12 protein-coding genes are annotated in these 15,131 nt (G+C 71.7%); 11 read left to right on the forward strand and 1 reads right to left on the reverse strand.

Annotated features, from left to right (window positions below; all coding sequences use genetic code 11):
- Positions 1–47 precede the first annotated feature (47 nt).
- Together pheS and pheT are read left to right on the forward strand one after the other, a co-directional pair.
- Positions 48–1,088: a phenylalanine--tRNA ligase subunit alpha gene (gene pheS / locus MRBLWS13_RS00230; RefSeq protein WP_349427088.1), complete on the forward strand. Its 1,041-nt coding sequence runs from the start codon at positions 48–50 to the stop codon at positions 1,086–1,088.
- Positions 1,088–3,643 carry a phenylalanine--tRNA ligase subunit beta gene (gene pheT / locus MRBLWS13_RS00235; RefSeq protein WP_349427089.1) on the forward strand — a complete coding sequence of 852 codons (2,556 nt, stop codon included), beginning with the start codon at positions 1,088–1,090 and terminating at the stop codon, positions 3,641–3,643. Before pheS ends, pheT begins: the two co-directional genes overlap by 1 nt.
- 72 nt (positions 3,644–3,715) lie before the next feature.
- Here pheT and MRBLWS13_RS00240 read toward each other — a convergent pair whose 3' ends face one another.
- On the reverse strand, positions 3,716–5,155 hold the full coding sequence (locus MRBLWS13_RS00240) for a PLP-dependent aminotransferase family protein (protein WP_349427090.1): 1,440 nt from the start codon (positions 5,153–5,155) through the stop codon (positions 3,716–3,718).
- 82 nt (positions 5,156–5,237) lie between these two features.
- Between MRBLWS13_RS00240 and MRBLWS13_RS00245 the strand changes: the two genes are divergently transcribed.
- The 9 genes from MRBLWS13_RS00245 (at position 5,238) to argH (ending at position 15,119) form a co-directional block, all read left to right on the forward strand.
- On the forward strand, positions 5,238–5,810 hold the full coding sequence (locus tag MRBLWS13_RS00245; protein ID WP_349427091.1) for a dihydrofolate reductase family protein: 573 nt from the start codon (positions 5,238–5,240) through the stop codon (positions 5,808–5,810).
- 76 nt (positions 5,811–5,886) lie between these two features.
- On the forward strand, positions 5,887–6,867 hold the full coding sequence (locus tag MRBLWS13_RS00250; RefSeq protein ID WP_349427092.1) for an NAD-dependent epimerase/dehydratase family protein: 981 nt from the start codon (positions 5,887–5,889) through the stop codon (positions 6,865–6,867).
- Between the two features lie 246 nt (positions 6,868–7,113).
- Positions 7,114–8,289 carry an NAGSA dehydrogenase family protein gene (locus MRBLWS13_RS00255; protein WP_349427093.1) on the forward strand — a complete coding sequence of 392 codons (1,176 nt, stop codon included), beginning with the start codon at positions 7,114–7,116 and terminating at the stop codon, positions 8,287–8,289.
- Positions 8,286–9,443, forward strand: a complete 1,158-nt coding sequence (gene argJ / locus MRBLWS13_RS00260) for a bifunctional glutamate N-acetyltransferase/amino-acid acetyltransferase ArgJ (RefSeq protein ID WP_349427094.1) — start codon at positions 8,286–8,288, stop codon at positions 9,441–9,443. Before MRBLWS13_RS00255 ends, argJ begins: the two co-directional genes overlap by 4 nt.
- Positions 9,440–10,339: an acetylglutamate kinase gene (gene argB, locus MRBLWS13_RS00265; protein WP_349427095.1), complete on the forward strand. Its 900-nt coding sequence runs from the start codon at positions 9,440–9,442 to the stop codon at positions 10,337–10,339. The genes argJ and argB overlap by 4 nt, the downstream gene beginning before the upstream one ends.
- The gene (locus MRBLWS13_RS00270; protein WP_349427096.1) at positions 10,336–11,550 is read left to right on the forward strand and encodes an acetylornithine transaminase; all 1,215 of its coding nucleotides are present in this window, start codon (positions 10,336–10,338) and stop codon (positions 11,548–11,550) included. Before argB ends, MRBLWS13_RS00270 begins: the two co-directional genes overlap by 4 nt.
- Positions 11,547–12,470, forward strand: a complete 924-nt coding sequence (argF, locus tag MRBLWS13_RS00275) for an ornithine carbamoyltransferase (RefSeq protein ID WP_349427097.1) — start codon at positions 11,547–11,549, stop codon at positions 12,468–12,470. The genes MRBLWS13_RS00270 and argF overlap by 4 nt, the downstream gene beginning before the upstream one ends.
- Before the next feature lie 28 nt (positions 12,471–12,498).
- Positions 12,499–13,692: a heparan-alpha-glucosaminide N-acetyltransferase domain-containing protein gene (locus MRBLWS13_RS00280; protein ID WP_349427098.1), complete on the forward strand. Its 1,194-nt coding sequence runs from the start codon at positions 12,499–12,501 to the stop codon at positions 13,690–13,692.
- Complete coding sequence (argH, locus tag MRBLWS13_RS00285) at positions 13,689–15,119, forward strand: argininosuccinate lyase (RefSeq protein ID WP_349427099.1); 1,431 nt, start codon at positions 13,689–13,691, stop codon at positions 15,117–15,119. Before MRBLWS13_RS00280 ends, argH begins: the two co-directional genes overlap by 4 nt.
- Positions 15,120–15,131 lie beyond the last annotated feature (12 nt).

Raw genomic sequence — 15,131 nt, forward strand, 5'->3', positions numbered from 1 at the left:
CAGAACGCGGCGGGGCGAGGCATCCGCTCTCGGTAGACTCGGTTCTCGTGTCTGATGCTCACGAGATCACGCCCGAGGCGGTGGAGGCGGCCGTTCAGGCGGCGCTCGACGCCGTCGCCGCGGCCGGCGACACGGCCGCGCTGAAGGCCGCCCGCTCCGCGCACGCTGCCGAGGGCTCGCCGCTGGCGAAGCTCAACGCGCGACTGCGCGAGGTGCCGAACGACAAGAAGGCCGAGTTCGGCAAGCTCGTCGGTCAAGCTCGCGGCCGGGTGACCCAGGCGTTCGCGGCGCGCGAGGAGGAGCTTGCCGCGGCGGAGACCGCTGCGAAGCTCGAGGCGGAGCGCGTGGACATCACCGCATTGGCGGCCCGCGCGCGCGTCGGCTCGCGGCATCCGATCTCCCTCCTCCAGGAGCAGATCGCCGACATCTTCGTGGGCATGGGCTGGGAGATCGCAGAGGGTCCCGAGCTCGAGCACGAGTGGTTCAACTTCGACGCGCTGAACTTCGACGTGGACCACCCGGCGCGTCAGATGCAGGACACGTTCTTCGTCGACCCGGTCGAGCGGCACCTCGTGATGCGCACGCACACCAGCCCCGTCCAGGTGCGCTCGATGCTCGAGCGCGAGCTGCCGCTGTACGTGCTGTGCCCGGGGCGGGTCTACCGCACCGACGAGTTCGACGCGACGCACCTGCCGGTCTTCACGCAGTTCGAGGGCATCGTCGTCGACAAGGGCATCACGATGGCCCACCTCCGCGGCACGCTCGACCACGCCGCCAAGGTGCTGTTCGGCGCGGAGGCGAAGACCCGCTTCCGAGCGAACTTCTTCCCCTTCACCGAGCCGTCCGCCGAGCTGGACCTCTGGCACCCGACCTTCAAGGGCGGCGCGCGGTGGATCGAGTGGGGTGGCTGCGGCATGATCAACCCCAACGTGCTGCGCGCGGCCGGGATCGACCCCGAGGAGTACTCGGGCTTCGCGTTCGGCATGGGCGTCGAGCGCACGCTCATGTTCCGCAGCGACGTCCAGGACATGCGCGACATGGCCGAGGGCGATGTCCGCTTCAGCGAGCAGTTCGGAATGGTGGTCTGATGCGCGTCCCGCTCTCATGGTTGCGTGAGTACGCCGACGTTCCGGCGGATGCTTCGCCCGAGGACGTCCTCGCGGCGCTCGTGCGCGTCGGCTTCGAGGAGGAGGACGTCCACCGCTTCGAGCTGCAGGGCCCCATCGTCGTCGGCGAGGTGCTCGAGTTCGTCGAGGAGCCGCAGTCCAATGGCAAGACGATCCGCTGGTGCCAGGTGCGCGTCGCACCCGACGGTGAGACCGCCGCGGACGGCGGCGACGCGGTGCACGGCATCGTCTGCGGTGCCCGCAACTTCTTCGCGGGCGACAAGGTCGTCGTCACCCTTCCGGGCGCCGTGCTTCCCGGACCGTTCCCGATCGCGGCGCGCAAGACGTATGGGCACGTGTCGGACGGCATGATCGCCTCCGCGCGCGAACTCGGCCTCGGCGAGGAGCACAACGGAATCCTCCGGCTCGTCGAGCTGGGCATCGACGCGCCCGTCGGCACCGACGCGATCTCGCTGCTGGGCCTCGACGACGTCGCCGTCGAGATCAACGTGACTCCCGACCGCGGGTACGCACTCTCGATCCGGGGCGTCGCCCGCGAGTACTCGCACTCGACCGGTGCCGCATTCCGCGACCCCGCCGAGCGCGCGTGGGACGAGATCGCACCCGGCCAGGGTTTCCCCGTCACCGCCGACGACGCCGCACCCATCCGCGGCCGTGCGGGCGTGACCGAGTTCGTCGCCCGTGTCGTGCGTGGCGTCGACCCCACCAAGCCCACGCCGGCGTGGATGATCGCGCGCCTGTCGCTCGCCGGCATCCGTTCGCTCGGCATCCTGATCGACATCACGAACTACGTGATGCTCGAGCTCGGCCAGCCCATCCACGGCTATGACCTCGACAAGCTGCAGGGCGGGATCACGGTGCGCCGAGCCACCGCGGGCGAGAAGCTCGAGACGCTCGACGGCAAGGTCCGGACGCTCGATGTCGAAGACCTGCTCATCACGGACGAGTCCGGCCCGATCGGTCTCGCGGGCGTCATGGGCGGCGGCGCCACCGAGATGAGCGACGCGACGCGCAACGTGCTCATCGAGGCCGCGACGTTCGACACCGTCTCGATCGCGCGCACGGCGCGCCGGCACAAGCTGCCCAGCGAGGCCTCACGCCGCTTCGAGCGCGGCGTCGACCCGCTCGTGCCGTTCGTCGCCGCGCGCCGGGTCGCCGACCTGATGGAGGAGTACGCCGGCGGCACGAGCGACGACGAGTACGGCGCCGCGCTCTTCGCCGAGGTGTTCATGCCCGGGATCGAGCTTCCGCCGCTGTTCGTGCAGCACCTCATCGGGGTCGACTACACGCCTGGGCAGATCGAGGCGGCGCTCCGCCTGATCGGCTGCGAGGTCGTGCCGGCCGAGGACGACGCCGCCGGCTGGCAGGTCATCCCGCCGTCGTGGCGCCCCGACCTCACGGACAAGTGGACGCTCGCCGAGGAGGTCGCCCGCATCGAGGGCTACGACCGCATCCCGTCGGTGCTGCCGCTGCCCCCGTCGGGCCGCGGGCTCACCCCCGCCCAGCAGGGCCGCAGTCGGGTCGCCAACGCGCTCGCGGCCGCCGGGTACGTCGAGACGCCGTCGTTCGGATTCACCACCGAGGAGCAGAACGACCTGCACGGCTCGCCCTCGGGCGAGCACCTGCCGAGCGTCAAGCTGGCGAACCCGCTCGACGGCCAGTCGCCGTTCCTGCGCCGCTCGCTCGTGCCGGGACTGCTCCAGGTCGCGCACCGCAACGTGGCGCGCGGACTGACCGACCTGTCGCTGTTCGAGACCGGTGTCGTCTTCCTCCCCGAGCCCGGAGTGCAGTACGGCACGTCGCACGTGCCCGCGCTGGCCGTGCGCCCGGATGCCGCGACGCTGACCGAGCTCGACGCCTCCATCCCGCCGCAGCACCGGCACATCGCCGTGATGCTCACGGGCAACCTCGTGGCCAAGCAGCCCGGTGTGGCGCCGGTGGCGGCAGAGCTCGCCGATGCTCTGGACGCCGTCCGCACCATCGCCGCGGCGGCGGGCGTCACGATCGACGTGGCACAGTCGGAGCGCGCCGCGCTGCATCCCGGCCGCACGGGCGTGCTGTCGGTCGCCTCGGCGAGCGCGGGGGATCGCGTGGAGGTGGGCTACGTCGGCGAACTGCTGCCGGCGGTGGCCGAGGCATCCGATCTGCCCGGTCGCGTGATCGTCGCCGAGCTCGATCTCGATCTGGTCCTGTCGCTGGCGGGCGAGAAGGTCGTCGCCGCGTCGCTGTCAGGTTTCCCGGCCGCGACGCAGGACGTGTCGCTCGTGCTGCCCGCCGATGTGCCGGCCGCCGAGGTGCAGGCCGCGCTCGCCGAGGGGGCGGGCGAGCTGCTGGAGTCGCTGCGGCTCGTCGACGACTACCGCGGACAGGGTGTGCCCGAGGGCGCGAAGAGCCTGACGTTCGCGCTGCGCTTCCGCGCTCCCGACCGGACGCTCACCGCCGCCGAGGCCACCGAGGCGAAGCTGGCCGGCGTCGCCGCGGCGACCGAGCGCTTCGGTGCGACCCTGCGCGAGTAGCGCGAGCACGAGTCCACCATGGATGCCGCCTCCTGACGGGGGCGGCATCCGTCGTGCCGGCGGAGCGGTCCCTCAACCGCCGCCCGGCCGAGCCGGTCGAGCCGGTCGAGCGCGTGATGCCGCTTCGATGGCTTCGCCCAGCTGCGCGATGGCCTCCCGCACGGCTTCGTCGTCGATGTTCCCGAACCCCAGGACGAGCGCCGGCGGCAGATCGCTTCGCGCTCGTGCGAACGACGCCAGACCCGTGACGCGCAGCGAGCGGTCGGTCGCCTCGGCGACGACGCTGAGCTCGTCGACGCCCGGCGGCAGGCGGAGGATGCCGTGGAACCCGGCGGCGAGCCCGGTCAAGGAGGCCGTCGCGACGGCGCGTTCGAGAGCGCTGAGGACCACCGCGCGCCGAGCCGAATAGACGCTCCGCATCGCGCGGACGTGCTTGTCGTGGCGGCCGGACTCGATGAGCATGGCGAAGGCGAGCTCGTCGAGCGCAGGGCCGCCGCGGTCCGCGACGAGTCGTCGCGCGGCGAGGTCGTCGACGAGCGATCCTGGTGCCGCGATCCAGCCCACGCGGGTCGCGGGGGCGTGCGTCTTGCTCGCCGACCCGATGAGCACCACGCGATCGGGCGCGAGACCCTGGAGCGCGCCGACCGGCGTGCGGTCGTAGCGGAACTCGGAGTCGTAGTCGTCCTCGATGATCCAGGCCCCGGTGTCTGCTGCCCACTCCACGAGCTCGAGCCGGCGAGCTGCCGACAGCACGATGCCGGTCGGCGACTGGTGCGCCGGAGTGACGAGCACGGCGTGAGCTCCGGCATCCACCAGCAGGTCGGCGCGGACGCCGTCCGCATCCACCGGGATCGGTGCGAGCTGGATGCCGGCGGCCCGAGCCACGCCATCGACGCTCCGGTCTCCGGGATCCTCCACCGCGAGCACGCGCACGCCGCGCGCCGCGAGGGCGGGCAGCACCAGAGCGAGCGCCTGGGCGAACCCCTGGCACAGCAGCACGTGATCGGCGGCCGTCGCGGCGGCGCGCACGCGCCGCAGATGGTCCGCGATCGCCGCCCTTGCCCGCGGGTGACCTCGGCCGTCCGCATAGTCGAGATCGCTCGACCTGATCCGCCGCGTCGCCTCGCCGTGCGCCCATGCCCAGTCGGCCGCGGGGAACTTGCGCAGGTCGGGAACCCCGGGGCGCAGGTCCCAGCGCGGCGGTGCGACGCCGGCGCGCGGCGGCGGCGTCTGGCTCGCCGGAACGGCGCCGGACGAGACGCGGGTGCGCGCACCCGCGCGCGAGACCAGGTACCCCTCGGCGCCGAGCTGCTCGTAGACCCGGACGATGGTGCCGCGGGCGACACCGAAGTGCTCCGCGAGCTCGCGCGTCGACGGCACTGCGTCTCCTTCGCGGAGGACGCCGGCGCGGACCGCGTCCCGCAGCGCGGCTTGCAGCCGTGTTCCCCACCGGGGGCCGGCTGCCACGGCGAGCGCGAGCGAGAGATCCGAAGTGGTCCAGTTCTGCGACATTCCAGTGGACCATACCACTGGACCACTTGCGCCGTAGTCTTCTCACGCCGGAAGCTCCGGCGCGGTGGGAGGAGGGGCAGACATGGGCTCGACGGTGCTGTACGTCACGGTCTCGGTCGATGGGTACGCGGCCGCACCCGGGGACGACCTGTCCCGGCTGCATCGGTGGCTCGACGATGCCGGACCGCAGGGCGGCGACGACGTCGCGAGGGAACTGGTCGAACGATTCCGCAGCGCGGGCGCCATCATCTTCGGCCGCCGCACCTGGGACGCAGGCCAGGAGCCATGGGGCGACGATGACGTCTTCTCGAGCCCGGTGTTCGTGGTGACGCACGAGTCTCGGGCACCCGAAGCCAGGAACGGCACGCTGTTCACCTACGTCTCGGGCGAGCCGTCGAGCATCCTGGTGCAGGCGAAGGCCGTCGCGGGCGACGCCGAGGTGGTGATCATGGGAAGCCCGCACACGGCGCAGCAGTTCCTCCGCGCCGGCCTCGTGGACCTGCTCCTCCTGCACATCGCTCCCGTACTGGTGGGCGGCGGGATCCCGCTGTTCGCCGACCTGCCGGCATCCCACGAACTGGCGCTTCTCTCCTGGCGTCGGGCGCGCGACGTGTTCGCCGTGGAGTATGCCGTGCTCCCCGCCGACGGACGCTGAGAGCACGGGCTGCGGGGGTCCGGCGACGGGGCCGGGGCTCTGGCCACCCCGCGAGCGCGTCTGGTTGGGTAATGACATGACCGACGTGCTGGTGCTGGGCGGGACGGGCTGGTTGAGCGGGCGCATCGCCGAGCGGTGGACGGATGCCGGCGCCGCCGTCACCTGCCTCGCTCGAGGCGGGCGGGAGGCACCGTACGGCGCCGCCCTTGTCGTCGGCGACCGGGACGCAGTCGACGCCTACGCCCCGGTGGCGAGCCGGGACTGGGACGAGATCGTCGATGTCTCATCGAACCCGGCGCACGTCGCATCCGCCCTCGAGGCGCTGAGCGACCGGACGCGGCACTGGACGTACATCTCGACGGTGTCGGTCTACGCCGCGGACGACGAGCCCGGCGCCGACGAATCGGCCGGACTGCTCCCGCTCGGCGACCCCGGCGCGGACGAGGACTACGGTCGCGCGAAAGTGCGGGCCGAGGCATCCGTCCGCGAGTCGCTCGGTTTCCGCGCGGCGATCGTGCGCCCGGGCCTCATCGTGGGCCCCGGTGACCCCACCGACCGGTTCGGCTACTGGGTCGGGCGGTTCGCACTCGCCGGCAACGAGGATGTGCTCGCGCCGGAGACGCCGGATCGCGGCGCACAGGTGATCGATGTCGACGACCTCGCCGAGTTCGTGCAGGCGATCGGGCGAGAGCGGTGGACCGGCGTCGTGAACGCGGTGGGCGATCCCGTCGGCCTCGACCGGCTGCTCGCAGACGCCCGTGAGGTGGCCGGGCACACAGGATCCGTCGTGTCGGCGGACGATGCCTGGCTCGAGGCGCAGGGGGTGGCGTACTGGATGGGTCCGCGCTCGCTGCCGCTGTGGCTGCCCGCCGGCATGCCGGGTTTCTGGACCCGCTCGAACACCGCGTACCGGCTGCTGGGGGGCCGGCTGCGCCCTCTGCGCGAGACGCTCGCGCGCACGCTGGCGGACGAACGCGAGCGCGGCCTGGCCCGCGAGCGCCGCGCGGGTCTCACGCGCGACGAGGAGCTCGGGCTGCTGCGCGAGCTCCTGGTGTGATCCCGGCGAGAGCCGCTCGCGCTCGCATTCGATTTGCGGATGCCGCGACCGGGCGGCTATCGTCGGCCCATGCCTTCGGCGACCCAGGGACTCCCGACGCTCCTTCCGAGCGTCGCTCCCGCGCGCCGACGCCGTCTGGGCGAGCGCCGACTCTAGGCGACCCCCGCACCGCCGTCCTCGTCAGGGATGTCTGCGAGCGGGCGTCGCCGTCTCCGGCCCGCAGCCCCAGACTCTAAGGTGGAATCCATGACATATTCGGTCGCCGTTTCCGGCGCATCCGGCTATGCGGGCGGCGAGATCCTGCGGATCCTCGCCGCGCATCCCGACGTCGAGATCCGCACCGTGACCGCGCACTCCAACGCGGGACAGCCGCTCATCCAGCACCAGCCGCACCTGCGGTCGCTCGCTCACCTCACCCTCGAGCAGACCACACCGGACGTGCTCGCCGGGCACGACATCGTGTTCCTGGCGCTGCCGCACGGGCAGTCGGGGCAGTACACCGACGCGCTCGGCGACACGCCCCTGGTGATCGATGCGGGCGCCGACCACCGTCTCGAGTCGGTCGCCGACTGGGATCGCTTCTACGGCGGCGACTTCCACGACCCGTGGGTGTACGGCGTTCCCGAGCTCCCCGTCGCCGGCTCGAAGCAGCGGGACCGGCTCGTCGGTGCGACCCGGATCGCCGCGCCGGGCTGCAACGCCTCAACCGTGAGCCTGAGCCTCGCTCCGGGCGTCGCGGCCGGAGTCATCGACCCTTCCGACATCGTGACGGTGCTCGCGGTCGGACCGTCGGGCGCCGGCAGGAACCTCAAGACGAACCTCCTGGCCAGCGAGGTCCTCGGCACGGCGAATCCGTACGCGGTGGGCGGCACGCACCGGCACATCCCCGAGATCCGCCAGGCCCTCGCCGCCGCGCGCAGCGCCCGGTCGTTGAGCGAGCGAGGAACGTGGTCGTTGAGCGAGCTTGCGAGTCGAAACGCAGAGACGAAACGCCCCGAGCATGCCGACGACGTCTCGTCTCGCTTCGCTCGCTCAACGACCGATGCCGCGGACCAGGGCATCCGGATCTCGTTCACCCCCGTTCTGGTGCCCATGTCGCGCGGCATCCTCGCCACGTCGACGGCGCCCATCGCGCCCGGTGCGACCGACGACGAGATCCGCGCTGCGTGGGAGGCCGCCTACGGCGACGAGACGTTCGTGCAGCTGCTGCCGGCGGGGGAGTTCCCGCGCACGGCCGACGTGCTGGGCGCGAACACGGCGCTGATGGGTCTGGCGATCGACCGGGCTGCGAACCGGGTGGTCGTCGTGACGGCCGTCGACAACCTCGTCAAGGGCACGGCCGGAGCCGCCGTGCAGTCCATGAACATCGCGCTGGGCCTCACCGAGGGCACCGCGCTCACCGTGAACGGAGTTGCCCCGTGAGCGTCACCGCGCCCCAGGGATTCGAAGCGGCGGGCGTCGCCGTCGGGCTCAAGTCGACCGGCAAGCCCGACGTGGCCGTGGTCGTCAACCGTGGGCCGCTCAAGGTCGGCGCCGCGGTCTTCACGAGCAACCGCGCGAAGGCGAACCCGATCCTGTGGTCGCAGGAGGTGGTCCGCGACGGCGTGGTCGAGGCCGTCGTGCTCAACTCCGGTGGCGCGAACTGCTTCACCGGTCCGTTCGGCTTCCAGACCACGCACCAGACCGCCGAGAGGGCCGCGGAGCTGCTGGGCGTGAGTGCCGGCGACATCCTGATCTGCTCGACGGGACTGATCGGCACCGGCGACGAGGTCTTCCGCGGCAAGGTGCTCACCGGCACCGAGCAGGGCATCGCCGAGCTCTCCGTCGACGGCGGCGAGGCGGCATCCCTCGCCATCATGACCACCGACTCGCGGCCCAAGCGCTCCGCCGTGACGAAGGACGGCTGGTCGATCGGGGGCATGGCGAAGGGCGCCGGGATGCTGGCACCCGGCCTCGCCACCATGCTCGTGGTGATCACGACCGACGCCGTCCTCGACGCCGCCCAGGCCGACGCGGCGCTGCGTCAGGCGACCGGGCGCACATTCGACCGGCTGGACTCCGACGGCTGCATGTCGACCAACGACCAGGTCACCCTCATGGTGAGCGGGGCGTCGGGCGTCACGCCCGATCCGGACGCCTTCGCCGCCGCGCTCGCCGACGTCTGCCAGGACCTCGCGCAGCAGCTGCAGGGCGACGCCGAGGGTGCGAGCCACGACATCACCATCCAGGTCATCAACGCCGCTTCCGAGCAGGACGCCGTCGAGGTGGGCCGCTCGGTCGCCCGCAACAATCTGTTCAAGGCAGCGATCTTCGGCAACGACCCGAACTGGGGCCGCGTGCTCGCCGCCATCGGCACCACGCAGGCCGAGTTCGACCCCTACGACGTGGACGTGTGGATGAACGGCGTCCGCGTGTGCTCGCATGGGGGCCCCGACGCGCCGCGAGAGGACGTCGATCTGACGCCCCGCGCGACCGATCTCATCATCGACCTGAAGGTCGGGGCGGCGGAGGCGACGATCCTCACCAACGACCTCACTCACGACTACGTCCACGAGAACAGCGCCTACTCCTCATGACTGACCTGCAAGAGACCGATCCCGGCGAAGCCAGCGCGCGCGCCGTGACCCTCATCGAGTCGCTGCCCTGGCTCCGGCGGTTCCGCGACCAGATCGTCGTGGTGAAGTACGGCGGCAACGCGATGGTGAGCGAGGAGCTGCAGGATGCCTTCGCCGCCGACATCGCCTACCTCCGCTACGTCGGGGTGAAGCCGGTCGTGGTGCACGGCGGGGGCCCTCAGATCTCGTCGATGCTCGATCGCCTGGCGATCCCGAGCGAGTTCAAGGGCGGCTACCGCGTCACCTCCACCGAGGCGATCTCGGTGGTGCGGATGGTGCTCACCGGCCAGATCAATCCGCAGCTCGTGTCGAAGATCAACGCGCACGGCCCCGTCGCCACGGGGCTCAGCGGTGAGGACGCGGGCCTGTTCGGCGGCCGCCGCCGCGGCGTGGTCATCGAGGGCGTCGAGCACGACCTCGGCCGGGTCGGAGATGTCGTCGAGGTCGATCCGCAGCCCGTCCTCGACCAGCTCGCGGCGGGCCGCATCCCCGTGGTGTCGAGCATCGCTCCCGACCTCGACCACCCCGGGCACTCGCTGAACGTCAACGCGGATGCCGCGGCATCCGCCCTCGCCGTCGCGCTGGGCGCCGCGAAGCTCGTCGTGCTCACCGACGTGGCCGGGCTCTACGCCGACTGGCCCAACCGCGACTCGCTCGTGTCGCACCTGACCTCGACGGAGCTTCGGGCGATGCTGCCGACGCTCGAGTCGGGCATGATCCCGAAGATGGCGGCGTGCCTGGAGGCCGTCGAGGGCGGCGTGGAGACCGCTGCCATCATCGACGGACGGGTGCCGCATTCGGTGCTCGTGGAGATCTTCACCAGCAAGGGAATCGGAACAGAGGTGGTGCTCGGATGACGTGGCAGGACGATGCGGGGCGCGACCTCGTGAGAAGCTTCGGCGCTCGCATGCAGATGTTCGTCCGCGGTGAGGGCTCGTACCTCTGGGACGCGGACGGCAAGCGGTACCTCGACTTCCTCGCCGGAATCGCGGTGGACTCGCTCGGCCACGCGCACCCGGTGTTCGTCGACGCGATCGCGACACAGGCGGCGACGCTGGCCCACGTGTCGAACTACTTCGCGACGCCGCCGCAGCTCGCGCTCGCGGCGACGCTGAAGCGTCTCGCCGGCACCGGCGACGACGGACGGGTGTACTTCGGCAACTCGGGCGCCGAGGCGAACGAGGCCGCGTTCAAGCTCGCCCGCCTGCACGGCGGCGCCGAGCGCCCGCGGATCCTCGCGCTGAACGACGCGTTCCACGGGCGGACGATGGGAACGCTCGCCCTCACCGGCAAGCCGTACATGCAGGAGCCTTTCCTGCCGATGACTCCGGGCGTCGAGTTCATCGACTCGACGGTGGAGGCGCTCGAGGCGGCGATCGACGACCGCGTCGCCGCGCTGTTCGTCGAGCCCGTCAAGGGCGAGGCGGGCGTGCTCCCGCTGCCGGAGGGCTACCTCGCCGCGGCCCGCGAGATCACCGAGCGGCACGGGGCGCTGCTCATCATCGACGAGATCCAGACCGGCGCCGGCCGCACGGGGGAGTGGTTCGCCTTCCAGCACGAGGGCATCACCCCTGACGCGATCACGGTCGCCAAGGGCATCGGCGGCGGCTTCCCGATCGGCGCGCTCATCACCTTCGGCAGCGCGAGCGAGCTGTTCTATCCCGGCACGCACGGCTCGACCTTCGGCGGCAACGCGCTCGGCACCGCCGTCGCGGGGGCGGTGCTGGGCGAGATCGAGCGCGCCGACCTGGTCCGCAACGCCGCCGAGCGCGGCGCCCAGCTGCAGCAGGCGATCGAGGGCATCGACTCCGCGCTGATCGACGGATGCCGCGGCACGGGGCTCCTGATCGGCGTCGGGCTGCGGCATCCCGTCGCCAAGGCGCTGGTCGCTGCGGCGCAGGAGCACGGGCTGGTCATCAACGCGCCGAACGACGAGACCATCCGCCTCGTCCCGGCGCTCACGATCGGCGACGTCGAGATCGACGAGTTCGTCGAGCTCTTCACGGCATCGCTGCGCACGGTGGAGGACGCCCTGGTCCTCGAGTCCCCGACGGAGGTTCCCGCATGACCCGCCACCTGCTGCGCGACGACGACCTGACCCACGCCGAGCAGGACGAGATCCTCGATCTCGCCGTCGCGCTGAAGAAGGACCGCTGGAAGCTCAAGTCCCTCGAAGGACCGCAGACGGTGGCCGTCATCTTCGACAAGTCCTCCACGCGCACCCGCGTGTCGTTCGCCGTCGGCATCGCCGACCTCGGCGGGTCGCCCCTCATCATCTCGACAGCCAACAGCCAGCTCGGCGGCAAGGAGACCCCGGCCGACACGGCCCGCGTGCTCGAGCGCCAGGTCGCCGCGATCGTGTGGCGCACCTACGCGCAGGCCGGCCTCGAGCAGATGGCCGAAGGCACGCGTGTACCGGTCATCAACGCGCTCAGCGACGACTTCCACCCCTGCCAGCTGCTCGCCGACCTGCTCACGATCAAGGAGCACAAGGGCGAGCTGAAGGGGCTCACGCTGGCGTTCTTCGGTGACGGCAAATCGAACATGGCGCACTCCTACGTGCTCGCCGGCGTCACGGCGGGCATGCACGTGCGCGTCGCATCGCCCGAGACGTACGCCCCGCGTGACGACGTGATCGCCGACGCGGACCGCCGTGCGGCGGAGACCGGCGGATCCGTCACCCTCTACACCGACGCGAACGAGGCGGCAGCCGGCGCCGACGTGATCGTCACCGACACCTGGGTGTCGATGGGCAAGGAGGAGGAGAAGCTCGAGCGGCTGCGCGACCTGGGCGGGTACAAGGTGACCCAGGAGCTCATGGCTCTCGCGCAGGACGACGCGATCTTCATCCACTGCCTTCCCGCCGACCGCGGGTACGAGGTCGACGCCGAAGTGATCGACGGGCCGCAGAGCGTGGTCTGGGACGAAGCCGAGAACCGGCTCCATGCCCAGAAGGCCCTGCTCGTCTGGCTCCTCCGCCAGGACTGACCGCGTCGGCGCGCAGGGATCCCGGTCGGTGAGCGAGCGAAGCCAGACGGAGCGCGCCGTGGTGCATGAGGACGGCTGGCTCGCGTCGCGCTGGATCCGGCTGAGCGGCCCCGGCCGCATCGGCGGGGTCGATCTCGCGCGCGGGCTGGCGGTGCTCGGCATGTTCGCGGCGCACCTGCTGTGGATCACCGGGTCCTTCGACTGGACCCGGCCCGACACCTGGATCACGGTCGTCGAGGGCCGGTCGTCGATCCTGTTCGCGACACTCGCCGGCGTCTCCATCGGCCTGATGACAGGCGGACGGGTGCCGCTGCCCGCGGCACGCATGACTACGGCGCGCGGGCGGCTCGCCGTCCGGGCGGGTCTGCTGTGGGTCCTCGGCATCCTGCTCATCGCCACGGGCGTGCCGGTGTACGTGATCCTCCCCGCGTACGCCCTGATGTTCCTGCTCGCGCTCCCGCTGACGTCGCTGCCGGCCCGCGTGCTGCTGCCGCTCGCGGGGGCGCTGGCCGTCGTCATGCCCTTCGTGCAGGTCCTTCTCGACGCGCTGCCGCTGTGGACGTCGCCCGCCGGGCCTGCGGTGTCGACGGCCCTCGGCTGGCACTATCCGTTCACGACGTGGATCGCGTTCGTCGTCGCGGGACTCGGCGTCGCGCGGTCCGGGGTGACCCGCCTGCGGGTGCAGGTGTGGCTGGTCGTGGCCGGCGCACTCCTCGCCGCGGCCGCCTACGGGGCGGATGCCGCTACCGGCGCACGCCCCGAGGCGGAGGCGGCCTCGTTCCTCGGTGCGCTCTGGACGGCGCGACCGCATTCCACGGGTCTGCTCGAGGTCGTCGGGTCCGGGGGCTTCGCCCTCGCCGTGCTCGGCGTGTGCCTGCTCCTGTGCCGCACCGTGTTGCGGTGGGTGGTGCTGCCGCTGCGCGCCGTCGGCGCGATGCCGCTCAGTGCGTACACGCTGCAGCTGGTCGTGTGGGCGGCGATCGCGACCGCGACCCTCGACCGCGTCGGCGACCTCGCCGGGTTCCGGGAGCTGCAGCCGTTCTGGCCGCTCACCATCGCCACCGTCGTGCTCTGCACCGCGTGGGCGCTTCTCATCGGCCGCGGCCCGCTCGAGACCGCGCTGGATGCCGCCTCGCGCTTCGCCGTCCCGGGCGACCGCCGATCCGGCGGCGTGGCTGACGAGCGAGGGCGCACGAGCCCTGCGGATAGGCTTGTCGAGTGAGTGAATCGAAGGCTGACGGCACCAACGAAGGCGCACTGTGGGGAGCCCGCTTCGCCACGGGACCGTCCCCGGAACTGGCAGAGCTCAGCCGATCGACGCATTTCGACTGGGACCTCGCGCTCTACGACATCGCCGGCTCGCACGCGCACGCCAAGGCACTCGCCGCCGCCGGCTACCTCACCTCTGACGAAGAGCTCGCCATGCACGACGGGCTCGACGTGCTCGCGCGGGGCCTGACCGAGGGCACACTGCGGCCCGCGGCATCCGATGAAGACGTCCACGGCGCACTCGAGCAGGCGCTGATCGGTGTCGTCGGCGCGGAGCTGGGCGGCAAGCTGCGCGCCGGCCGCAGCCGCAACGATCAGATCGCGACGCTCGTGCGGATGTACCTGCTCGACCACTCGCGCACGGTCGCGCGCGAGATCCTGCGTCTCGTCGACGCCCTCGTCGCGCAGGCGGAAGCGCACCCCGACGCCGTCATGCCCGGTCGCACCCACCTGCAGCACGCGCAGCCGGTGCTGCTGGCCCATCATCTGCAGGCGCACGCCTGGCCGCTGGTGCGCGACCTCGAGCGCCTGCGCGACTGGTCCGCCCGCGCCGCGGTGTCGCCGTACGGCGGCGGCGCGCTCGCCGGCTCGACGCTCGGGCTGGATCCGCAACTCGTCGCGCGCGAGCTCGGTCTCGACCGTCCCGCCGAGAACTCGCTCGACGGCACGTCGTCGCGTGACGTGGTCGCCGAGTTCGCGTTCATCGCGGCGATGATCGGCATCGACGTCTCGCGCTTCGCGGAGGAGATCATCCTCTGGAACACGCGCGAGTTCGGCTTCGTGACGCTCGACGACGGATATTCGACGGGTTCGAGCATCATGCCGCAGAAGAAGAACCCCGACATCGCCGAGCTCGCCCGCGGCAAGGCGGGCCGGCTCATCGGCAACCTCACCGGGCTGCTGGCGACCCTCAAGGCGCTCCCGCTCGCGTACAACCGCGACCTGCAGGAGGACAAGGAGCCGGTCTTCGACTCGGTGCGCACGCTCGAGACCGTCCTGCCGGCGTTCGCCGGCATGGTGGCGACGATGCGGTTCCACACCGACCGCATGGCGGCGCTCGCCCCCCAGGGCTTCTCGCTCGCGACCGATGTCGCCGAGTGGCTCGTCAAGCGCGGCGTGCCCTTCCGCGATGCGCACGAGATCTCGGGCCATCTGGTTCGCGTCTGCGAGGACAACGGGATCGAGTTGCACGAGGTCACCGACGAGCAGCTCGCGTCGGTGTCGGCGCACCTGGCGCCCGAGGTGCGCGAGGTGCTGAGCGTCGAGGGCTCCGTCGCGAGCCGCACCGGCGTCGGCGGAACGGCTCCGGTCAGAGTGGCCGAGCAGCGGACCGAGCTGATCCAGCGCGTGCAGGCGACCGCCCACGCCCTCGGACTCTAAGCCTCGGGGTCC

This window comes from Microbacterium sp. LWS13-1.2, from assembly GCF_040144835.1.
Classification (GTDB): Bacteria; Actinomycetota; Actinomycetes; order Actinomycetales; family Microbacteriaceae; genus Microbacterium.